This window comes from Pseudomonas sp. RIT411 (assembly GCF_003057735.2).
Lineage (GTDB): Bacteria > Pseudomonadota > Gammaproteobacteria > Pseudomonadales > Pseudomonadaceae > Chryseomonas > Chryseomonas oryzihabitans.
Map to the genome: position 1 here is coordinate 38,844 of NZ_QBIZ02000017.1, position 21,681 is coordinate 60,524.

General features: G+C 68.8%; 21 protein-coding genes. 11 read left to right on the forward strand and 10 right to left on the reverse strand.

All coding sequences use genetic code 11. The annotated features are described in order from the left end of the window. Positions 1–12 precede the first annotated feature (12 nt). Together DBY63_RS19760 and DBY63_RS19765 are read right to left on the reverse strand one after the other, a co-directional pair. Entirely contained in the window at positions 13–1,311 is a 1,299-nt protein-coding gene (locus DBY63_RS19760) for an MFS transporter (protein WP_042133875.1), read from the reverse strand. Positions 1,312–1,388: 77 nt separating this feature from the next. After that, entirely contained in the window at positions 1,389–2,138 is a 750-nt protein-coding gene (locus tag DBY63_RS19765; RefSeq protein WP_108582679.1) for an SDR family NAD(P)-dependent oxidoreductase, read from the reverse strand. Positions 2,139–2,332: 194 nt separating this feature from the next. Between DBY63_RS19765 and DBY63_RS19770 the strand changes: the two genes are divergently transcribed. Then, positions 2,333–3,244, forward strand: a complete 912-nt coding sequence (locus DBY63_RS19770; RefSeq protein WP_108582635.1) for a LysR substrate-binding domain-containing protein — start codon at positions 2,333–2,335, stop codon at positions 3,242–3,244. Here DBY63_RS19770 and DBY63_RS19775 read toward each other — a convergent pair. Beyond that, positions 3,241–4,122 (reverse strand): LysR family transcriptional regulator, encoded by an 882-nt coding sequence (locus DBY63_RS19775; protein WP_042133873.1) that lies wholly within the window; start codon positions 4,120–4,122, stop codon positions 3,241–3,243. The two genes, DBY63_RS19770 and DBY63_RS19775, sit on opposite strands and share 4 nt — an antisense overlap. Before the next feature lie 128 nt (positions 4,123–4,250). Between DBY63_RS19775 and DBY63_RS19780 the strand changes: the two genes are divergently transcribed. From DBY63_RS19780 to DBY63_RS19790, 3 genes are read left to right on the forward strand one after another with little or no spacing between them, the layout of a single operon-like run. Continuing rightward, entirely contained in the window at positions 4,251–5,561 is a 1,311-nt protein-coding gene (locus DBY63_RS19780; protein WP_108582636.1) for a citrate:proton symporter, read from the forward strand. Beyond that, the gene (locus tag DBY63_RS19785; protein WP_108582637.1) at positions 5,562–6,914 is read left to right on the forward strand and encodes an acyclic terpene utilization AtuA family protein; all 1,353 of its coding nucleotides are present in this window, start codon (positions 5,562–5,564) and stop codon (positions 6,912–6,914) included. Continuing rightward, positions 6,911–7,225, forward strand: coding sequence for a hypothetical protein (locus DBY63_RS19790; RefSeq protein ID WP_077172710.1), 315 nt, complete (start codon positions 6,911–6,913; stop codon positions 7,223–7,225). The genes DBY63_RS19785 and DBY63_RS19790 overlap by 4 nt, the downstream gene beginning before the upstream one ends. A 9-nt stretch (positions 7,226–7,234) precedes the next feature. Here DBY63_RS19790 and DBY63_RS19795 read toward each other — a convergent pair whose 3' ends face one another. Beyond that, complete coding sequence (locus tag DBY63_RS19795) at positions 7,235–7,516, reverse strand: hypothetical protein (RefSeq protein WP_042133866.1); 282 nt, start codon at positions 7,514–7,516, stop codon at positions 7,235–7,237. Between the two features lie 211 nt (positions 7,517–7,727). Here DBY63_RS19795 and DBY63_RS19805 point away from each other — a divergent pair, with 211 nt between their 5' ends. Next, positions 7,728–8,180: a hypothetical protein gene (locus DBY63_RS19805; RefSeq protein ID WP_108582638.1), complete on the forward strand. Its 453-nt coding sequence runs from the start codon at positions 7,728–7,730 to the stop codon at positions 8,178–8,180. Between the two features lie 16 nt (positions 8,181–8,196). Here DBY63_RS19805 and DBY63_RS19810 read toward each other — a convergent pair whose 3' ends face one another. Further along, entirely contained in the window at positions 8,197–9,168 is a 972-nt protein-coding gene (locus tag DBY63_RS19810) for an SDR family NAD(P)-dependent oxidoreductase (protein WP_108582639.1), read from the reverse strand. A gap of 172 nt (positions 9,169–9,340) precedes the next feature. Further along, complete coding sequence (locus tag DBY63_RS19815) at positions 9,341–11,224, reverse strand: sigma-54-dependent Fis family transcriptional regulator (RefSeq protein WP_108582640.1); 1,884 nt, start codon at positions 11,222–11,224, stop codon at positions 9,341–9,343. Between the two features lie 364 nt (positions 11,225–11,588). On the opposite strand from DBY63_RS19815, the gene DBY63_RS19820 reads away from it, so the two are divergent. The 5 genes from DBY63_RS19820 to DBY63_RS19840 are packed head-to-tail and all read left to right on the forward strand — an operon-like array spanning position 11,589 to position 16,857. After that, entirely contained in the window at positions 11,589–12,638 is a 1,050-nt protein-coding gene (locus DBY63_RS19820) for an NAD(+)/NADH kinase (protein ID WP_108582641.1), read from the forward strand. Position 12,639: 1 nt separating this feature from the next. Beyond that, positions 12,640–13,617, forward strand: a complete 978-nt coding sequence (locus DBY63_RS19825; protein WP_007158560.1) for a thiamine pyrophosphate-dependent dehydrogenase E1 component subunit alpha — start codon at positions 12,640–12,642, stop codon at positions 13,615–13,617. A gap of 25 nt (positions 13,618–13,642) precedes the next feature. Beyond that, on the forward strand, positions 13,643–14,662 hold the full coding sequence (locus DBY63_RS19830; protein WP_108582642.1) for an alpha-ketoacid dehydrogenase subunit beta: 1,020 nt from the start codon (positions 13,643–13,645) through the stop codon (positions 14,660–14,662). Continuing rightward, positions 14,659–15,780 (forward strand): acetoin dehydrogenase dihydrolipoyllysine-residue acetyltransferase subunit, encoded by a 1,122-nt coding sequence (locus DBY63_RS19835; protein ID WP_108582643.1) that lies wholly within the window; start codon positions 14,659–14,661, stop codon positions 15,778–15,780. Before DBY63_RS19830 ends, DBY63_RS19835 begins: the two co-directional genes overlap by 4 nt. Before the next feature lie 12 nt (positions 15,781–15,792). Then, the gene (locus DBY63_RS19840) at positions 15,793–16,857 is read left to right on the forward strand and encodes a 2,3-butanediol dehydrogenase (RefSeq protein ID WP_108582644.1); all 1,065 of its coding nucleotides are present in this window, start codon (positions 15,793–15,795) and stop codon (positions 16,855–16,857) included. A gap of 40 nt (positions 16,858–16,897) precedes the next feature. On the opposite strand, the gene DBY63_RS19845 is transcribed toward DBY63_RS19840, so the two are convergent. From DBY63_RS19845 to DBY63_RS19855, 3 genes are all read right to left on the reverse strand, one after another. After that, positions 16,898–17,476: a glutathione S-transferase family protein gene (locus DBY63_RS19845; RefSeq protein WP_108582645.1), complete on the reverse strand. Its 579-nt coding sequence runs from the start codon at positions 17,474–17,476 to the stop codon at positions 16,898–16,900. Between the two features lie 63 nt (positions 17,477–17,539). Next, positions 17,540–18,502 carry a class I SAM-dependent methyltransferase gene (locus DBY63_RS19850; RefSeq protein WP_108582646.1) on the reverse strand — a complete coding sequence of 321 codons (963 nt, stop codon included), beginning with the start codon at positions 18,500–18,502 and terminating at the stop codon, positions 17,540–17,542. Positions 18,503–18,573: 71 nt separating this feature from the next. Next, positions 18,574–20,046 (reverse strand): iron-containing redox enzyme family protein, encoded by a 1,473-nt coding sequence (locus DBY63_RS19855; protein ID WP_108582647.1) that lies wholly within the window; start codon positions 20,044–20,046, stop codon positions 18,574–18,576. A gap of 269 nt (positions 20,047–20,315) precedes the next feature. On the opposite strand from DBY63_RS19855, the gene DBY63_RS19860 reads away from it, so the two are divergent. Beyond that, the gene (locus DBY63_RS19860) at positions 20,316–21,236 is read left to right on the forward strand and encodes a GGDEF domain-containing protein (RefSeq protein ID WP_108582648.1); all 921 of its coding nucleotides are present in this window, start codon (positions 20,316–20,318) and stop codon (positions 21,234–21,236) included. On the opposite strand, the gene DBY63_RS19865 is transcribed toward DBY63_RS19860, so the two are convergent. Then, a complete protein-coding gene (locus DBY63_RS19865) occupies positions 21,233–21,541 on the reverse strand; it encodes a hypothetical protein (RefSeq protein ID WP_044342024.1) in 309 nt (102 codons plus the stop codon). The two genes, DBY63_RS19860 and DBY63_RS19865, sit on opposite strands and share 4 nt — an antisense overlap. Positions 21,542–21,681 lie beyond the last annotated feature (140 nt).

Here is a 21,681-nt window from a genome sequence, read left to right on the forward strand (position 1 = left end):
TCTGTACCTCGATTAGCGATTGACCAGGGCGGCGGGAATGCGCAGGACCAGCGTGGCGCCGATCACCAGCACCCCGGTGATGAGGAACATGCCGATGGCGCTGGAGCCGGTGCTGGTGGTGATCCAGCCGATCAGGTAGGGCGAGCAGAAGCCGGCCAGGTTGGCGAAGCTGTTCACCGCGGCGATGCCGGCGGCGGCGGTGACCCCGCCCAGCAGCGTGGTGGGCAGCATCCAGAACAGCGAGGACGCGGAGAGGATGCCGGCCGCGGCCAGGCACAGGCTGAGGATCGACAGGGTGACGTTGTGGCCGAACACCGCCGCGAGGCTGAGGCCGCAGGCGCCCAGCAGCATGGGAATCACCAGGTGCCAGCGGCGCTCGCGGTGCCTGTCCCCACTGCGCCCGGCCAGCAGCATGGCGACGATGGCGCACATATAGGGCAGGCTGGTGAGCAGGCCGATGTGCAGCGGATCGGCGACCCCCGAATTGCGCACCAGGGTCGGCAGCCAGAAGGTGATGGCGTACTGGCCCATGACCACGCAGAAGTAGATGGCGGCCAGCAGCCACAGCCGGCGATCACGGATGAAGTCGCGCACGCTGGCGTGCTCGGTCTTGTGCTGGTTGTCCTCGGCCAGCTCCTTCTGGATCAGCGCCTTTTCGTCGTCGTCCAGCCAGGTCGCCTGGTGCACGCCATCCTTGAGGTAGCCGAGCACCATCAGCCCCACCACCACCGTGGGGATGGCTTCGATGACGAACATCCACTGCCAGCCGGCCCAGCCATGGACCCCGGCGAACTGATTCATGATCCAGCCCGACAGCGGTCCGCCGATCATGCCCGACAGCGGGATGGCGACGAACCAGAGCACCGTCATGCGGGCGCGGCGGTAGGAAGGAAACCAGTAGGTGAGATAGAGCAGCAGGCCCGGCGCCAGGCCGGCCTCGGCTACGCCGAGCAGGAAGCGCAGCAGGTAGAACTGCCAGGCCGTCTCGACGAAGGCGAACATCCCGGAAAGGATGCCCCAGGTGATCATGATGCGGGCGATCCAGCGGCGGGCGCCGACCTTGTGCAGGATGATGTTGCTGGGTACCTCGCAAAGGAAGTAGCCGATGAAGAACATGCCGGCGCCGAGGCCGTAGACGGCTTCGCTCAGGGCCAGGTCGTTCATCATCTGCAGCTTGGCGAAGCCGACGTTGACCCGGTCCAGATAGGCGCAGAAGTAGCACAGCATGAGGAAGGGCATCAGCCGCCAGGCGGTCTTGCGATAGGCGTTGGCGCGCGCCGAGGTGGCCGCTGCCAGGGTGAGCGTAGTCATGGTCTGATCTCTTGTTGTTATGGACGCCGCAGACGCGGCGCCCTTGTCGATGCAGAGCGTTGAAAACGAGGGGGCGATCAGTGGATCAGCATGCCGCCGTTGACGTCCAGGGTGACGCCGGTCAGGTAGCCGGAGAGATCGCTGGCCAGGAACAGCGCGGCATTGGCCACGTCCCTGGGCTCACCGAGGCGACCCAGGGGGATGCCGTCGATGATCGACTGGCGGCGCTCGTCGTGCATCAGCCCGCCGGTGATATCGGTCTGGATCAGGCCGGGAGTCAGGGCATTCACGCGGATGCCGTCCGGCCCGAATTCACGGGCCATGGCCCTGGTCAGGCCCAGCACCCCGGCCTTGGCAGCGCTGTAGTGGGGACCGCCGAAGATGCCACCGCCGCGCTGGGCGGACACCGAGGACAGGCAGACGATGCTGCCACCGCCCTGCGCGCGCATGGCCGGGATCACCGCCTGGGACATCAGCAGGGTGCCGCGCAGGTTGACGTCGAGGATGCGGTCGTAGTCGGCGCGAACGATCTCCAGGGTCTTCACCGGCTGGGTGATGCCGGCATTGTTGACCAGCACGTCGAGGCGACCGTAGTGGGCGAGCGCCTGGTCGACCGCGGCCCTGACCTGGGCCTCGTCGGCCACGTTGGCCGCCAGGCCCAGGTGACCTTCGCCGAGGCTGGCAGCGGCATCCCGCGCGGCGCTGGCATCGAGGTCGAGGATGATGACCCGCGCGCCCTGGGCGGCGAAGGCCTGAGCGGTGGCGCGGCCAATACCGCGCGCGGAGGCGGCGCCGGTGACGAGGGCGATCTTGTCTTGCAGCAGCAGGGAATGCAGTGGCATGACGCTATCCTTCTTGTTGTTGTGGAGGGCTGTCGCTGAGGGCCAGAGTGCCCCCGCACCAGGGCCCCAGCAACGCAGCCTGCGTCAGACCGTGCTGAATAAAATTCATGCCTGCGGCTTGGCAGCTGGGTCTGACAGCTTGAGAATCGATCTCGAACTGGCCACAGGACCCGTAACTCATGGATTCCGGCAAGACGCTTTCCCTGCCACCCCTGAAAGCCCTTCAAGCCTTCGAGCAGACCGCCCGCTTCGCCAAAGTCGCCCGCGCGGCCGAGCAACTGGCGCTGACGCCCTCGGCGGTCAGCCATCAGCTGGCCAAGCTCGAAGCCCTGGTGGGGCGCGCCCTCTTCGTCCGTGGCGCGCGCGGCATGACCCTGACCCCGGCCGGGGAGCAATACCTCGAAGAGGTCAGCGAGGTGCTGCACCGGCTGGCCATGGCCACGGATCGCGCCGCCAGCGATGCCGGCCTGGAATGCCTGCGCCTGCACTCGGCGCCGAGCTTCGGCCTGCTCTGGCTGATGCCACGGCTGGAACAGTTCCGCCAGAGCCATCCCGACCTGCAGATCAATCTTTCCTGCTCCTACGAATCCCTGCATTTCAGCCGCGACAAGGTCGACATCGACATCCGCCACGGCCTGCCCAGCTGGCCGAACCTGGAGATCCGCACCCTGCAGCGCGAACGCCTGGCGGTCCTGGCCGCGCCGCAGTTGCTGGAAAAACGCCCGATCCAGTCGCCGGCGGATCTGCTGCACAGCGAGCTGATCCTGTCCGAGGCCACCCTGATGAAGTGGCCCAACTGGTTCGCCCAGCAGGGCCTGGCGCTGCCGGAGCGCCCCTACACCCTGAGTTTCGATCGTTCGTACATGACCCTGGAAGCCGCCCGCCATGGCCTGGGCTTCGCCCTGGAGAGCACGGTGCTGGCAGCGGACTATCTGGCCCGCGGTGATCTGGTGCGGGTGCTGCCCCAGGATGACGACCTGCCGGTGGCCGCTCACCACCTGGTGTTTCCCCGGGCGCACTCGCGCTACGCCCGGGTGCGGCGCTTTCTGGACTGGCTGCAACAGGAGCTGGGCCAGCCCTTCGAGTACTAGCCGGCCTGCAGCCGCTCCCGGAGCAAGGCGACGAAGGCCTGAGCCGCCGGGGTGAGGCTGCGGCCGGTGGGGGTCAGGATGCCCAGCGGCCGGGCCAGGCTCTCGCCGCGGACCGGCAGGGCCACCACCGGGGCCTCGCCACCCGCCGATTCCGGCAGCAGGGCCAGGCCCTGCCCGGCCGCCACCAGGGCCAGCAGGGTGCTCATGTAGTTGGCCTCCAGCGCCGCCACCAGGCGCAGGCCGGTGGCGGCGAAGGCGAAGTCCAGGCACTCGCGCACGCTGCTGTCACGCCCCGTGAGCAGCAGGGGCACGGCGTCGAGTTCGGCCAGGGTGATCTCGGTGCGGCCTGCCCAGCGATGGTCGCGGGGGACGAACAGCTGCAGGTGATCGACGTACAGCGGCTGGAAGTCCAGGCCTACGGCCCGTGGGCGGACGCCGATGCCCAGGTCCACCTGCCCTTCCCTGACCAGCGCCTCGACCCGGCCGGCCACCACGTCCTGCAGGCGGACCTCGATGGCCGGATGACGCGCCTGGAAGGTCTTCAGCAACTCGGGAAAGGGTCCCATGAAAAAGGACGGCAAGGCCGCCAGGGTGATCCGCCCGCGGCGCAGGCCGGCCAGGTCCCGGGCGTGGGTCTGGACATCGCCCAGGTCCACCAGGATGCGCTCCAGGGGGCCGCGCAATTCTTCCCCGGCGGTGGTCAGCTGGACCCGCCGCGGGGTGCGCTCCAGCAGTTGCACCTCCAGCCAGGCTTCGAGTTGCTGGATCTGCACGGTGAGCGCCGGGGGTGACAGGTGCAATTCCTCCGCCGCCCGGGCGAAGGAGCCCTGGCGGGCCACGGCGAGAAAGGCCTGCACGTGCTGGAGCAGATTCTTCATTTTGTTTTTCTGAACGCTGCTTCGGAAGATTCCAATTTACAGGACATCGGACGTCTTCGAATACTGGACCCACAACAACAAAACCTCCCGTGCGCCCGCCTGCCGCGCCACGGTCCAAGGAGTCCGCCATGCTCGCCCTGCTCGGTGTCGTCACCATTCTCGCGTTGCTCGTCGCGGTCATGAGCAAACGCGTCTCGCCCTTGGTCGCCCTGATCGTCATCCCCATCGCCGCGGCCCTGATCGGTGGCTTCGGCCTGGGCACCAGCGCCTTCATCATCGCCGGCATCAAGGGTGTCGCCCCGGTGATCGGCATGTTCGTCTTCGCCATCCTGTTCTTCGGCATCATGACCGACGCCGGGATGCTCGATCCCATCATCGACCGCATCCTGCGCACCGTCGGCACCCGGCCGACGCGCATCGTCTGCGGTAGCGCCCTGCTCGCCCTGCTGGTGCACCTGGACGGCTCCGGCGCGGTGACCTTCCTGGTGACCATTCCCGCCATGCTGCCGCTCTATACCCGCCTGGGCCTGGACCGGCGCATCCTCGCCTGCGTGGCGGCCATGGCCGCCGGGGTCAACTTCCTGCCCTGGACCGGGCCGGTGCTGCGCTCGTCGGCCGCCCTGCACGTGCCGGTGGCCGATCTGTTCCAGCCGCTGATCCCGGTGCAGCTGGTGGGCCTGGCCTTCGTCTTCGCCAGCGCCTGGTGGCTCGGGCGGCGCGAGGAGAAGCGCCTGACCCTGGCCGGCCAGGCGCCCTGGCTGGCCGGCGGTGGCGCCGGTGCCGCGCCGGAGCGGGTGCTCAGCGACGCCGAGCGTGCCCTGCGTCGCCCGCAGCGCTTCTGGATCAACCTGCTGCTGACCCTGGTGGTGATGGGCGTGATGATCGCCGGCTGGGTCGATCCGGTGGTGATGTTCATGCTCGGCACCGTGGCCGCGCTGTGTCTGAACTACCCCTCGGTGGACGCCCAGAAGGCGCGCATCGACGCCCACGCCAAGACCGCCCTGACCATGGCCAGCATCCTCTTTGCCGCCGGCGTCTTCACCGGCATCATGCAGGGCAGCGGCATGCTCAAGGCCATGGCCCAGGTGGCGGTGGCCGGCATCCCGGCCGGGCATGGCCAGCTGATCCCGGCGGTGGTTGGCTTTTTGTCCATGCCGCTGAGCCTGCTGTTCGATCCTGATTCCTTCTACTTTGGCGTCATGCCGGTGATCGCCGAGGTTGGCCGCAACCTGGGAGTCGATCCGCTGCAGGTGGCCCAGGCCTCGCTGCTCGGGGTGCACACCACCGGCTTCCCGGTCAGCCCCCTGACCCCGGCGACCTTCCTGCTGGTGGGCCTGTGCAAGCTGGACCTGGCCGATCATCAGCGCTTCACCATCCCCTTCCTGTTCGCGGCCTCGGTACTGATGACCCTGACCGCCCTGCTCCTGGGAGTCTTCTAGATGAGCCGTCTTCTTCGCATCGGCTGCGGCGCCGGCTATTCCGGCGATCGCATCGAACCCGCCGTGGAACTGGCCGAGCATGGCCGGCTCGACTACCTGGTCTTCGAATGCCTGGCCGAACGCACCATCGCCCTGGCGCAACAGGCGCGGCTGGCCGATCCCGAGGCCGGTTTCGATCCGCTGCTGGAAGCCAGGATGCGCCGTATCCTGCCGCTGCTGAATAAGGCCGGACGGCCGCGCCTGCGGGTAGTCACCAACATGGGCGCCGCCCATCCCTCCGCCGCGGCGCGCAAGGTCGCGGCCCTGGCGCGGGAGCTGGGCGTAACCGGTCTGAAGATCGCCGCCGTGGCCGGCGACGACGTGCTGGCCCAGTTGCCCGCCGACGCCCGGCTGGACAACGGCCAGACCCTGGCCGAACTGGGCGACCGATTGATCTCGGCCAACGCCTACCTGGGCGTGGAAGGCATCGTCCAGGCCCTGCAGGCGGACGCCGATGTCATCATCACCGGGCGGGTGGCCGATCCCTCGCTGTTCCTGGCGCCGCTGGTGCATGAATTCGGCTGGGCGGCAGATGACTGGGAGCGTCGCGGACGCGGCACCCTGGTCGGCCATCTGCTGGAATGCGCCGGCCAGGTCACCGGCGGCTACTTCGCCGATCCCGGCTACAAGGACGTCCCCGACCTCGCCCGTCTGGGCTTTCCCCTGGCCGAGGTGGACGCCGACGGCCAGGCGACCCTGACCAAGGTCGCCGGCTCCGGCGGCTGCGTGACCCCGGCGACCTGCACCGAACAATTGCTTTATGAGGTCCACGACCCGGCGGCCTACCTGACGCCGGACGTGACCGCCGACTTTTCCGGCGTCGCCCTGGAGCAGTCCGCACCCGACCGGGTCGCGGTCAGCGGGGCCCGGGGCAAGCCGCGCCCGGAACAGCTCAAGGTCTCGGTGGGCTATCGCGACGGCTGGCATGGCGAAGGCCAGATCTCCTACGCCGGCCCGGGCGCCGTGGGCCGGGCCAGGCTGGCGGCTGACGTGGTGCGCGAACGCCTGCAACTCTGTGGGGTACCGGTGGAAGAGCTGCGCTGCGAACTGATCGGCTGCGACGCCCTGCACGGCGCCACCTTAGCGGCCCGGGCCAGCGGCGAACCCTGGGAGGTGCGCCTGCGCGTCGTCGGCCGCTGCGCCAACCGGGCGGCGGCGGTGCAGATCGGCAACGAGGTGGAAACCCTGTACACCAATGGTCCGGCCGGCGGCGGCGGCGCCACCAAGGCGGTCCGCGAGGTGATCGCCGTGGCCTCGCTGCTGTGGCCGCGTGCGGCCGTCACCCCTACCCTGGAGCTGGAGACGCTGCCATGAAATTGCGCGAGATCGCCCACGTCCGTACCGGCGACAAGGGGGACATTTCGAACATGGCGGTGATCGCCTATCGCCACGAAGACTTCGACCGCCTGCGCCAGGCGCTTACCGCGGAACGGGTCGCCGCCTGGTTCGCCGACAGTCGCCCGGCCGATGCCGCGCCGGTGCGCCGCTACGAATTGCCGGCCCTGGGCGCGCTGAACTTCGTGCTGCCCGGTGCCCTGCGCGGCGGCGTCACCCGCTCGCTGGCGCTGGACGCCCACGGCAAGGGCCTGGGTGCGGCGCTGCTGGATCTGGAGCTGGAGGACTAGAAACGCCGCTCAACCCGGAGTACCGACCCCCGCGCAGGGCAGCCGCGTCAGCAGAACGGTATCCTTGTCGAGGGGCACTTGGGCACCCTTGCGTCTGAGTTCGTTGATGGCGTGTAGCAGGATCAGATTGACCTGTTCCACCTCACGCATGTCGTCCGCCTTCAGCAGGCGCGACACCCGCACATTGTGATCGGCCTCGATGAGGGTGATCAGCAAGCCGTCGCTACGCCGCTCCAGCTCGTGGCGCACGGGCGGATCGAGTTGGGCCAAGCGTTCATGCAACCTGTCCATCAGCAGGGCTCCCGGAGGAACGTCACCCTGTTCAGGCTAGCCGCCTCGGTGGAGAACGCAAGGCCTCTACTCGGGACCTGTCCGCCGACGGGAAGTGCCCTCCGTTCACTTGGGCACGGGGGCATCAACGGATGCGAGGCTGTCACGAAGCTGCCATCCACTACCGGCACGCTGGACCTCTTGACCACCACGCCGTGGCAGAGGCCCATCCATGGATACTCGTCCCGCCATCCGTCCGCTCGATCCTTTCGCCACGCCATCGCAAAGGCTGGCGCTGGCTAACGACCTTGACCACTGCCGCTCCGCCGAGGCGCACGGCCAGTGCATCGCGCTGGCCACCCAGCGGCTGATCGTGCTCGGGCATCGGCGAATCCTGCTGGTCACCGCCGGGGAGCCGCCAATCGCCGACTTGCAGGCTCACAGTCAGATCATGCTGGCGGAGGGGTTGCCCCTGCTGCCCTGCCTGGAGCTCGATCCGGCAGCCATCCTGTGCTGGCCCGAGCTCGCCACCCGCCTGCAAGGCGCTGCTCCGACCGCCCTGCTCTGCACCCGGGCTATCCTGGCCCAGACACTCCAGACCGCCCTATACCCTGGCGCGCTACCCTCGCTGACCATCACCGGTCCCGAAGCGCGTACCGGAGCACATAGCGCGTCCTGGCACTAGCTGGGACGTCCATGCCTTAGAAATTCGAACCCCGGATAGTCCGTCCCGCCTGATCGGGCTGCTGCAGATTGCCCGAGGTGGCGGCCTTGGCCGGATTCCAGTCGATCTCGGCGCGCTGGACCGCGGCCGCGGTGAAGCGCTCGTTGAGCTCCGGCGCCAGGCGATGCCCCCAGTAGGCCAGCTTGGCCTTGTAGCCCACGGTGATTTCCTTTTGTGGCTGCAGCAGCGCGCCGACGATGGCCTGCACCGCCTTGTCCGGCGAATCCTTGGTGGGCAGGTCGGCGCGGTGGCCGGTGTAGGTGGCGGCATGGCCCCAGATCGGCGTATCCAGCGCCCAGGGCAGCACCGTCGACAACTGGATGTTCGGCTGGCGGCCACGGCGCAATTCCTGCTGCAGCACCCGACCGAGACTGAGCACCGCGGCCTTGGATGCCGAATAGGACGCCTGGTAGGCGTGGGGAATCTCGCCGTCCACCGAGGCCACGTTGACCAGCCGGCCGTAGCCCTGGCGGCGGAAACGCTGCAGGGCCAGGTGGGTACCTATCACCACACCCTTCACATTGGTATCCAGTAGGCGCAGGTGGTCTTCCAGGGGCACCTCTTCGAAACGCCCGACCGCGACCACGCCGGCATTGTTGATCCAGCCGTCGATGCGGCCGAAGCGCTGCTCGGCCTGCTCGGCCAGGGCGGTCATCTGCGCCACGTCGGCCACGTCGGTGGGCACTGCCAGGGCGGCCACGCCCAAGGCCTGGACCTCGACCGCCAGGGCTTCCAGCGCCTCGCTGCGCCGCGCGGCCAGCACCAGGTTGGCACCGTGCCGGGCCAGCGCCAGGGCCACGCCGCGGCCGACGCCACTGGAGGCGCCGGTCACGACGATAGTCCGGCCATTCAGCTGCTGGTGATCGATCTGCGGCGAACGCCGGGACGAGGTGCGATTCAGCAGAGCCAGGGCGGCAGGCAGGGCAAGCAACAGCGGCAGGGTACGCATCAGGGGGGCTTCCTCAGGGTCTGTGTCTGAGGTGTGACTCCTGGGCGACCGCGCTGACGTCCCGCAGCGAGACGACCGGGGCCAGCGATGCCGGCGCCCGCCGTTTCGGTTGTCTGCGGTAACCACCGTGCCAGGGCAGCCCCTGCTGGCCATGACCGTTCGGCGGAACGCCTCAGTCCTCGGACTGGCGATGCGGCATCGCGATGCCGTGCAACTTGAGCCGCCGGTAGAGGGTGGCCCGGGACATCCCCAGCGCCCGGGCGGTCGGAATCGCCTTCCAGCGATGGCGGACAAGGGCCGCCAGGATCGCCCGCCGCTCGGGGCTGTCGATCTCGGGTGGCGGCTCGGCGGCCGGCGCGTCACCCATCCGCAGACTGACCGGCAGATGATCGAGGGTGATAAGGGCGCCATCGCACAGGGCGCAGGCGTAGCGCAGCACATTGCGCAATTCGCGCACATTGCCCGGCCAGTCATGGGCCAGGATGGCCTCCTGCACCTGGGGCGCCAGCTCTGGCGCCGGACGCTTGCCGCACTCTTCTTCGAGCAGCCGCCGCGCCAGCGCCAGGCGGTCGGCACGCGTGCGCAGCGGTGGCAGCTGGAAGACGGCACCATTGAGGCGATAGAGCAGGTCTTCGCGAAACAGCCCGGCGGCGACCTGCACCTGGAGGTCGCGGTGGGTGGCGCAGACCAGCCGCACATCCACTCGCCGCGGCTGGGCGCTGCCCACCGGCAGCACCTCGCCTTCGGCCAGCACCCGCAGCAGCCGGGTCTGCAGCGCCAGGGGCATGTCGCCGATCTCGTCGAGAAACAGGGTGCCGCCATCGGCCGCCACGATCAGACCATCGCGACCCTGGCGCTGGGCGCCGGTAAAGGCCCCCGCGGCATGGCCGAACAATTCGCTCTCGATCAGGCTTTCCGGCAGCGCCGCGCAATTGAGGGCGACGAAGGGCCGCCCGGCACGATCGCCACCCTGGTGCAGGCCGCGGGCAAAGACCTCCTTGCCGGTGCCGGTCTCGCCGGTCACCAGGATCGGCAGGCCATGGCGATAGAGCCGCAGGGCGGTCGCGAGCGCCTGGCTGACCCGGGGCTCTTCCTCGGGGTCCGCCGCACGCGGCTCGCGAACCAGCGGGATCACCATCCCAAGACGCTGACGCGGCGCCCGTACCCGGGCGTGGAAATGCGCATCGCCCAGGCGCAGGGGTTCGCCATGGTCCTCCTGCAACCGCGCCGGGGCATCGCGACCGAAGAGCTCGTCCAGGCGCTGCGGCAGATAGCCCAGCTGAGCGAGGCAGAGTTGCCGGGCTGGGCGATTCAGACCGGTCAGGCGTCCGCTCTGATCCCAGGCCAGCAGCAATTCCGGCTGGGTGTCGAGATAGCTGGCCTGGGCATGGCCGCAGAGCACCCAGTCACCCCGGGCGCTGTGCATGAAGTAGGCATTCTCGATGCGCTGGGCGCTGTCGCGGGTGAACTGCTGGATCAGCAGCTGGCTGCGGCGGTCGTCCGGCGAACGCGGCGCCGAGACGTCCAGTACCCCGAGCAACTCGCCGCTCGGCGCGAACACCGGCGCGGCGGTGCAGGTCAGGCCGGTAAAGGCCACGCGGAAGTGATCGGCCTTGTGCACCGTCACCGGCGCCCGGTCGGTGAGCACCGCGGCGACCCCGCAGGTGCCCTCCTCCTGCTCGGACCAGCAGGTGCCCAGGTAGAGCCCGGCGCGGCGGCATTCGTCGTCCAGCCGATCGCTGACCCGGTAATCCAGGGTATGGCCCTGGGCGTCGGCCAGCAGCACGCAGTAGTCGGCCGCCTCGACCCGCGCATGCAGGGCGCCCAGTTCGCCGTCGGCGACGCGCAGGAAGTCTTCCGCCGCCTGCTGGTGCTGGCGCAATTCGTAGCGCGAGAGGATGCGCGGACCGCGCAGGCTGCCCGGGTCGAGTTGATACTGCTCGAAGGAACGACGCCAGGAATCGAGGATGCGCCCGGGCGGACTGGCCGTGCGCAAGGGCGCGCGCAGGGCCTGGTCGATGGCGCGGGCGTGATAGCGGGCCTGGGTAGACAACATGGGCGTCTCTCCCTGAATTCCGGTCATGGCATGGAAGGCCGGTCATTGTTCTGCCCTTCATTTAGCGCCCCCTGGCCCCGGCCTTCAAGTCCGCCGCGGCCTGAGACGAATCGTCTCAGCGTCTCGCCCTGCCGTCGCAGCCCTGAGACGCCCCGGCGCGACGCGGCCTTCCCGCCGGACCTGGCCATCCCCCGCAAAGCCGCACCCAGCCTGGCCTGCAGCGAAACTATAGCGACCTGGCACCCGCCTTGCTCAGGGCTCTGCGACGCTCCCAAGACAACGACAAGAGGGCCAGACCCATGAGCGCACCCCGGCATCGCCGCACGGCTGCCCTGACCGATGGTCCAGGCCTCGGGAGTCAGCCATGCCCATAACCGTCGGCATCCTGCCCAACCCCGCCTCGGGGCGTGACCTGCGCCGGCTGACCGGCAATGCCGCCCTCACCTCCAGCACCGACAAGGCCGGGGTGGTGATGCGCCTGCTGGCGGCCTTTGGTGCCACCGGGGTGGAGCGGGTACTGCTGCCGCCGGACATGACCGGTATCGCCGCCGCCGTGCTCAAGGCCAGCGGCAGTCGCCAGGCCCGCGAGCAGCGCTGGCCGGAGCTGGTGTTTCTCAATCTGCCGCTGACCCAGACCGTGGACGACACCCGCCGCGCCGCGCGGCTGTTGCTGGCCCAGGGCGCGGCGGTGATCGCCGTGCTCGGCGGCGACGGCACCCACAAGGCGGTGGCCGCCGAGGTGGGCGACCTGCCGCTCTTGACCCTTTCCACCGGCACCAACAACGCCTTTCCCGAATTGCGCGAGGCCACCAGCGCGGGCCTGGCCGGCGGCCTGGTGGCGAGTGGTCGGGTCGATCCGGCGCTGGCGCTGCGGCGCAACAAGCGACTGCGGGTGGAGGTGCCGGAGCGCGGCATCCGTGACTGGGCGCTGGTGGACGTGGCGGTCTGTCGCCAGGCCTATCTCGGCGCCCGGGCGGTGACCCGGGTGGAGGATCTGGCCGAGGTCTTCACCACCTTCGCCGAGCCTTGGGCCATCGGCCTGTCGGCCCTCTGCGGCCTCTGGCATCCGGTCGCCCGCAGCGCCCCCCATGGCGGCTGGGTGCGGCTGCAGCCCGAGGCGCCGGCGCAACTGACCGTCCCCCTCTCCCCCGGCGTGCTGGCCCAGGCCGGGATCGCCGCCAGCGGCCTGCTGCTGCCAGGCGAGCCACGCACCCTGTCGCTGGCCGCCGGCACCCTGGCGCTGGACGGCGAGCGGGAAATCGAATTCGGCCCCGAGGCGCGTCCGCAGGTGACGCTGGACCTCGACGGCCCCCTGAGCATCGACGTGGAGCGGGTGCTGGAGCTGGCGGCGCAGCAGCGCCTGCTGGTCCGCCGCCGGCCCACGTCGGCCCTCGGCAATCCTGGAGAACAATAAGATGAGCGAGACCCCAAGCGTCGAAAACCTGAGCCATGCCTACCGGGTGATGCGCACCATCCGCGCCTTCGAGGAGCGGCTGCACGTGGAATTCGCCACCGGCGAGATTCCCGGCTTCGTCCACCTCTATGCCGGTGAGGAAGCCTCGGCCGCCGGCGTCATGGCGCACCTGGGCCACGAGGACAGCATCGCCTCCACCCACCGTGGCCATGGCCACTGCATCGCCAAGGGCGTGGACGTCTACGGCATGATGGCCGAGATCTATGGCAAGAAGACCGGGGTCTGCCAGGGCAAGGGCGGCTCCATGCACATCGCCGATCTGGAAAAGGGCATGCTCGGCGCCAATGGCATCGTCGGCGCCGGCGCGCCCCTGGCCGCCGGCGCCGCCCTGGCGGCCAAGCTCAAGGGCAGCGACGCCGTGGCCGTGGCCTTCTTCGGTGATGGCGGCTCCAACGAGGGCGCGGTGTTCGAGGCCATGAACCTGGCCTCGGTGTGGAATCTCCCCTGCATCTTCGTCGCCGAGAACAACGGCTATGCCGAGGCCACCGCCTCCAACTGGTCGGTGGCCTGCGACCACATCGCCGACCGCGCCGCCGGCTTCGGCATGCCCGGGGTGACGGTGGACGGCTTCGACTTCTTCGCCGTCCATGAAGCCGCCGCGGCAGCCGTGGCCCGCGCCCGGGCCGGCGAAGGCCCCTCGCTGATCGAGGTGAAGTTCACCCGCTACTTCGGCCACTTCGAAGGCGACGCCCAGACCTATCGCGATCCCAATGAGGTCAAGCAGGCCCGCGAGCAGCGCGACTGCCTCATGCAATTCCGCGAGCGGGTGACGCGCTCCGGCCAGCTGCAGCCCGCCCTGCTCGACAGCATCGACCAAGAAGTGGAGCAGCTCATCGAGGACGCCGTGCGCAAGGCCAAGGCCGATCCCAAGCCCGGCCCGGAAGACCTGCTCACCGACGTCTACGTCACCTACGCCTGATCGGAAAACAACAAGGAGCGCCACCATGGCCAGAAAGATCAGCTACCAGCAAGCCATCAACGAAGCCCTGGAACAGGAGATGCGCCGCGATCCCACCGTCTTCCTCATGGGCGAGGATAACGCCGGCGGCGCCGGGGCACCCGGCGAACAGGACGCCTGGGGCGGCGTGCTCGGCGTCACCAAGGGTCTCTATCACAAGTTTCCCGGGCGGGTGCTGGACACCCCGCTGTCGGAGATCGGCTATGTCGGCGCGGCGGTGGGCGCCGCCGCCCGTGGCACCCGCCCGGTGTGCGAACTGATGTTCGTCGACTTCGCCGGCTGCTGCCTGGACCAGATCCTCAACCAGGCGGCCAAATTCCGCTACATGTTCGGCGGCAAGGCGGTCACCCCCCTGGTCCTGCGGACCATGGTCGGCGCGGGCCTGCGGGCCGCGGCCCAGCATTCGCAGATGCTCACCTCCTGGTGGACCCACATCCCCGGGCTCAAGGTGGTCTGCCCGGCCACCCCCTACGACGCCAAGGGCCTGCTGATCCAGGCCATCCGCGACAACGACCCGGTGATCTTCTGCGAGCACAAGCTGCTCTATGGCATGCAGGGCGAGGTGCCGGAAGAGTCCTATGCCATCCCCTTCGGCGAGGCCAGCTTCCTGCGCGAGGGCGACGACGTCAGCCTCATCACCTATGGCCGGATGGTGCACCTGGCCATGGACGCCGCCGCCAACCTGGCGCGCCACGGCGTGTCCTGCGAGGTGCTCGACCTGCGCACCACCAGCCCGCTGGATCGCGACAGCATCCTGGAAAGCGTGGAAAAGACCGGTCGCGCGGTGGTCATCGACGAAGCCAATCCGCGCTGCTCGGTGGCCACCGACATCGCCGCCCTGCTCGCCGAACAGGCCTTCGACGACCTGCGCGCCCCGGTGCAGCTGGTGACCGCGCCGCACACTCCGGTGCCTTTCTCCGACGCCCTGGAAGACCTCTATATCCCCGACGCGGCCAAGATCGAGCGCGCCGTGCTGAAGATCACCCAAGGGAGGCAGGCCGCATGAGCCAGATCCATACCCTGACCATGCCCAAGTGGGGGCTGTCCATGAGCGAGGGCCGGGTCAACGCCTGGCTCAAGGCCGAAGGCGACCCCATCGCCAAGGGCGACGAGGTGCTCGACGTCGAGACCGACAAGATCAGCAGCAGCGTCGAGGCGCCCTTCTCCGGCACCCTGCGCCGCTGCCTGGCGCGCGAGGACGAGACCCTGGCGGTGGGCGCCCTGCTGGCCATCGTGGTGGAAGGCGAGGCCAGCGACGAAGAGATCGACGCCGTGATCGCACGGTTCGAGGAAGACTTCGTGCCCGGTGGCGAAGACGCCGCCGAGGCCGGCCCCCAGGCCCAACGCATCGAGCTCGATGGTCGCCCGCTACGCTACCTGGAGCGCGGTGAAGGCGGCCTGCCCGTGGTGCTGATCCACGGCTTCTCCGGTGATCTGGACAACTGGCTGTTCAACCACGAAGCCCTGGCCGCCGAGCGCCGGGTGATCGCCCTGGACCTGCCCGGCCATGGCCAGTCCGGCAAGACGCTGGCCACGGGCGACCTCGCCGAGCTGGGCGCCGCGGTGCTGGCGCTGCTCGACCACCTGGACATCCCCCGCGCCGTACTGGTCGGCCACTCCATGGGGGGCGCCGTGGCCCTGCACCTGGCGCAGGCGGCGCCCCAGCGGGTCGCCGGCCTGGTGCTGATCGGCAGTGCCGGGCTGGGTGCGGAGATCAACGGTGACTACCTCGAAGGCTTCGTCGCCGCCACCAGCCGCAACCAGCTAAAGGGCCCGGTCAGCCTGTTGTTCAGCGATCCGGGCCTGGTCACCCGGCCGTTGCTGGAGGACCTGCTGAAGTACAAGCGCTTGGAAGGCGTGGACCAGGCGCTGCACCAGCTGGCGGGCAACCTCTTCCCCAATGGCCAGCAGGCCCAGGTAATGCGCCAGGTACTGGGCGGTGAAATTCCCGCGCTGCTGATCTGGGGCAAGGCCGACGCCATCATTCCGGTCCAGCATGCCGATGGCCTGCCCGCGGCCGTCCAGGTCGAGATCCTGGAGGGCCAGGGCCATATGGTGCAGATGGAAGCCGCCGACCGGGTCAACGCCCTGATCCAGGCCTTTCTGCCCCGTTGCGAACACTAAAGGAGCCTCGTCATGAAAGCAGCCCGTTTCCATGCCGCCCGCGACATCCGGGTGGAAGACGTCCCGCCACCCGGCGCGCCGGGCCCCACCCAGGTGCTGGTCAGGAACCAGTTCTGCGGCATCTGCGGCACCGACCTGCACGAATACCTGGGCGGGCCTATCTTCATTCCCACCGCGCCGCACAGCTACACCGGCGGCCAGGTGCCGCAGATCCTCGGCCACGAGTATTCGGGCGTGGTGGAGGCCGTGGGCAGCCAGGTGACCGCGGTGAAACCCGGCGACCGGGTGTCCATCCAGCCCATGGTCTCGCCGCGGGACGACTACTACGGTCGTCGCGGCCAGTACCAGCTTAGCGAACAACTGGCCATCATCGGCCTGTCACACCCCTGGGGCGGCATGGCCGAGTACTCCCTGGTGGAGGACTACAACGCCATTCCCATGCCGGACAACCTCAGCACCGAGCATGCGGCGCTGATCGAGCCCACGGCGGTGACCGTCTACGCCACCCACAGGGGCGGGGTGAAGCCGGGCGACAGCGTGCTGGTGGCCGGCGCAGGGCCCATTGGCCAGCTACAGGTGCTGGCCGCCCGCGCCGCCGGAGCGACCCGCATCTTCCTGGTGGACCTCAATGACAACCGCCTGGAAATGGCCCGGCGCCTGGTGGACGGCCTCATCACCCTCAATCCCGGCAGCACCGATGTGCTACGCGAGGTGCGCGCCCACACCGCCGGTGGCGTCGGAGTGGACGTGGCCTTCGAATGCGTCGGCGCCGAGGCCCCGCTGGGGCTGTGCCTGGAAGCGGTGCGCCGCCAGGGCGTGGTGGTGCAGGTGGGAATGCAGGGCAAGCCGCCAGCGCTGGATGGCTTCACCCTGACCTACAAGGACGTCGACCTGCGCGGCTCCTGGTGCTACTCGACACTGATGTGGCCCCAGGTGGCGGCCCTGATCGCCAGTGGCCAGCTGCCGGCGGAAAAGGTGGTGACCCGCCATATCGCCCTGGACGACGTGGTGGAACAGGGCTTCGAGGCCTTGCTGGACAAGGCCGGGACCCAGTTGAAGATCCTGATCGAGTTGTAGGGCTTTCCCACGCGGCCGGCCGCGTGGGCTTCTTCTCGCCCTACTGGAAGGTCGTCGCGCTAAAGCTCGGGCGTGCGGTGAGGCGCTGGTGGAAGGCCACCAGCCGTCCGTGCGCGGACCAGTCGATCTCCGGCAGGCGAAAGCTCAGGTAGTCCAGGCCGACGGCCACCAGGTAGTGGCTGAAATCGAGGTCCTGTGCATCCAGCGTGGACGTCTCCGCCAAGCGCGCCAGCAGCCGGTCGATGGCCGCCAGTCGGCGGGCACCCAGCACCGAGTCATCCTGGGCCGACCCGCCATGCTTGCGGGCGATCACCGTGCCGAAGGCGGCGTCGATCAGGCCCTGGCCCAGGCCGGCCAGTTGCAGGCGTTCGGCCGCGAGCGGACTGCCGCCACCCAACTGGTGCAGATGGGCACAGATCAGCAGGGTCTCGCTGAGGGCAATGCCATCGTCGGTGATCAGGACCGGGACCTTGTTGCCCGGGTTGGCTGCCAGCAAGGTCGGATCGTCGTTCCAGGGATCGCTCCACACCAGTGTCAGTCGCTCGCCGAAGCCGGCTTCGAGGGCGGTGACGCGCGCAGCGCGGGCATAGGGCGAGGTCTGGTTCAGCAGCAGTTGCATGGCGGACTCCGGGATACGGCGGGTGATGAGGGCGCCCGCCAGTGTAGCCGCTGGCGGGGGGCCTCAGCGCGGTCGGGTCACGGTAAGAACCACGGCGGCGATGCGATCGGTATGGGCATAGACCCCCGTCTCCAGCTCTTCACCGAAGACATCTGGGTCCAGCTCGCGATAGCGCCAGGCCACGTCCTGGTCGGCCAGGCGCGTGCGGACCTCTTCCAGGAAGGGATCGCGCCCCTCGACCATGGCCACGCCGGTATAGAGCAGCAGGGTGCCACCCGGGGCCAGGCGCTCCAGCGCCGTGTCGAGGATGGCCATCGACAGGCCAGCGCCCAGCGCGCCGCCGCCATGACGATAGGCGCGCTCGCCCGGATCGACCAGATAGGGCGGATTGGACAGGATGAAGTCGAAGTCTCCGTCCACGTCCTTGAGCAGGTTGCTGTAGCGCGCTTGCAGATTGTCGGCTCCGGCCAGCGCGGCATTGACCCGGGTCAGTGCCAGGGCGCGCTGGTTGATGTCCACCGCCAGCACCTCGGCATCAGGCCGCGCCAGGGCGACCAGGATGGCACCGGGACCGGCGCCACTGCCGATGTCCACCGCCCGGCGGATGGTTCCGGTCTCGAAGCGCAACTGGGCTTCCAGGGCATTGGCATAGCGATAGGTGTCGGGGCCGAAGAACACCGCATCGGCTTCTTCGGTGGGATAGGCGGAATGCACGAACAGCTGATCGCCCAGGCTCGATACCCGCACCCGACTGCGCCAGCCGCCGGGCACCGGGGTCAGCAGCTCGGCCGCGGCCAGGGCGTCGATGAGGGACTCCGGCAGCACCTCGCGGGAAAACGGCCGGCTCCAGCCGAAGACGCCTTGCAGATCCCGCGCCCAGGCATTGCCGGGTCGGGCATTGACCCGGGCGTGAGAGGCCGGGGTCGGGGTGATGAAGTGATAGTCGGCTGCACGCAGCGTCTCGACTAGCAGCTCCAGCGCCTTGGTCGGGTCCGGGGTCGTCGCGGGGTGTTCGGGGTGTTCCATGGCCGTCACGGGCAGGTCCTTAGGTGGCAATCGAAATGAAAAAAGGACCCTCGCGGGTCCTGGCCTGGGCGTCAGCCCAACAGCGAGACGAACAGCCGCGTCGCCAGCAGGCCGGCGCGGCTGTGATGGCGCGCCGGCGACAGCTGCTCGACCAGCAGCGCCATGGCGGCGGCGCGACTGGGCTGGCTCGCCAGCCGTTGCTCCAGTGCAGCCTCCTCGCTGTCGAAATCGCTGCTCTGGGCCCTGCTCGCATTGGCCGCCCCGCCCTGCTCCGCTTCCAGCGCCGGGCACAGGCGTTCCTGCTGGCGCTGGCGGGCGCGAAAGCTCACCTCGCGGCGCGGCAGCACCGCCACCCGCTCGCCAGTGGCCTGCTTGCGGGCGCCGTTGTGCACGAAATCGCCGGCGATCCAGTCGTGGATCAGTTGCTGCTCGTAGGCGGTGAAGACGCCGAACATCTCCGCGCGTTCGCCCTGGATCAGCCGCCAGAAGCGGCTGTTGGTGGGGTCCTCGTGGCGTTTGATCCAGCCCTGTTCCTGCATCACCTGGAGGAAGTCCGGAATCTGCGACGGATCGTATAGCCAGTCGCTGACGCTGCGTCCGCCGATGCGGCAATAGTCGGAATGCACATAGCGGCCGACGCTGCTCTTTTCCGCCAGCACCTCGATCACCGCCTGCTCCAGTTCGAAGCCGGCGATCACCGAGGTGGTGCTGGCGCCCAGTTCGTTGAGCAGATAACCCTGCACCACGCGCTGGTAGAAGGCCGCGCGGCCTTCGGCGGGCATGGCGTCGTGCACCGCCTGCAGGGCCTTGCGCGCATGGCCGGTGCCGGCGTTGTCGACGGTCACGTGCAGGGTGAAGTAATAGGGGTCGATGCCCAGTTCGTTGAGCTCGTAAGAGGTGATCAACAGGTGCAGCGGCAGTTGCTCGTAGCCCAGGTTGAAACCCAGCACCTCGGGCAGGTAGTGATCGGCGTTATGGGCCAGGGCCAGCTGGATGGCGCCCTGCACATAGTGGTCGTCGCTCAGGTCGGCGAAGTCCTCGCAGCTGTGGCTGGCCAGCAGCTTGCGATAGAGCACCACGTGATTCTTGTCCGGTTGGCCGTCGCCCAGTTCTTCGAGGTAGATCTGGATGGCGGCGCGATAGCGCAGGTCGTCCCAGTGGGCCAGGGTGCCATAGAGCCAGGCGCCATCCACCAGTTTGGTCGGCGCCACGCCGCGCAGGAAATACAGCGCATGGGCCTTGCTGCCGAAATAGCGGCGCGGCGCCCCGGCCTTGCGTGCGGCCAGGTAGTCGCGGTACTGGGCGCCGACCCGGGCGTTGTTCTCCAGCACCCAGGCCTCCAGGCCGTCGGAGTCTTCCGGCAGGTCGGCGGTCATACCGGCTACCGCCTGCAGCTGGTCGTCGAGAAAGAGACGCGCCCGCTCCTGCGCCTGGGCACCCGGGTGGTCTACCAGCAACGCCTGGTAGAGCGCCTTGGCGGGTTCGAGAGTGACCGGGTTCGAGGCGGCGTGCTGGCCGGTAACGGCTCTTGTCGTGGTCTGCATGAGGGGCACATCTGGCAGCTGATGAATAACTCATTCGGCCCATGGGACAGACCTAGGTTCCTGACCGAACCCGCGCTGTAGCGTGCCGCCTCGCTTGTGGCCGTCAAAGGCGCAGGCTCGGGAACACTGCCGTTCGTCGGCGGCCGGTCCCCGCCGCTTCGCCTGTTGCCACCTTCCTGGCCAGGCGACGGGTGACCCGACGAGGGACCTCATTTCCCACCCTGACAGGCCGATAGCCTGGAAACCCATGCGACCGCCAGGCCCTGCCCATGTCCCCCGCCGATTCCGACGTCGATCTGCGCACCCTCCTCGATTCGATCCAGGAGTTCATCGTCGCCAAGGACGGCCAGGGGCGCTGGCTATTCGTCAATCGCATCGTGCTCGAAGCCTATGCCATGGTCGGCTTCGACTATGTGGGCATCACCGATGTCGAGTTGATCGAGCTGTTTCCGACCCATGCCGAAGCCTTCCGCTACAACATCGACACCGACGAGCAGGCCTGGCAGAACGGCGCGCCCACCCAGATCGAAAAGTCCTTCCTGGGCCCGGACGGCCGCATCAACACCTGGGAAGTGGTCAAGACCCCGCACTTCGATGCCCAGGGTGGACGGCGGCTGCTGACCATCGTCAGTCGCAACGTCACCGAACGCAAACTGGCCGAGACCGCCTTGCAGGAAAGCGAAAGGCGCTTCCGGTCACTGGCCTACCTGGACGCCCTGACCGGCATCGCCAACCGCCGCAGCATCCTCGACCAGATCGCCCATTACCGGGCTGGCGCTGCTGGCCACCTGCCCTGCGCCCTGTTCTATCTGGACCTCGACCGCTTCAAGGCCATCAATGACGAATTCGGCCACGAATTCGGCGATCTGCTGCTGGTGGCCTTCGTCGCCCGGGTCAGCGCCTGCCTGCGGGCCGGGGATCTGCTCGGCCGGATCGGCGGCGACGAATTCATCGTCTTCCTGCGCGAGACCTCCGCCGATGCGGCCCTGGCCCTGGCCGAGCGCCTGTGCAGTGCCCTGCAGCGACCCTGGCAGCTGCAGGGCATCAGCCTCGAGACCACCTCCTCCATCGGCATCGCCCATTGCACCGATGGCAGCCTCAATGTCCATGAACTGATCCGCCGCGCCGACGGCGCCCTGTACCAGGTCAAGCGCGCCGGCCGGGCGCGGGTGGTGCTGGCCGAGGCCTAGAGGCGTTCGGTCGGCTGAGCGCGGATCAGGATCTCGCGCTGGCGAAAGGCCGCTTCCAGCCGGCGCCGATAGTCCGCCCACCAGGCCCTGTCCAGGGCTTCGGTCATGACCTCGTAGACCAGCAACTCGTCGTCCTCGACGCGCTCCGCCTCGTCCTGGCACAGGCCCTCCACCGGCGCCCGGCTGAAGGCGGTCAGCCCGCCGAAGCGCGCCACCAGTTCCTCACGGACCTCCTGGAACAGCGCCCCGGGCAGGCGCTGGCCGTCGTTGTCGTTCAGGGGTAGCAGCAACTGGATGAGGTACATGGCCGTCTCTCCTGGGATCTTTCGCTGCAGACCCCCTGGCACCCCGGACCGGTTCCCGCCGCTGGTCCCGCCATACCGGCCTGCCGGGAGACTGGAAACGAAAAGGCCCTGCCGAGGGGCTCTCGGCAGGGCCTTTCCAG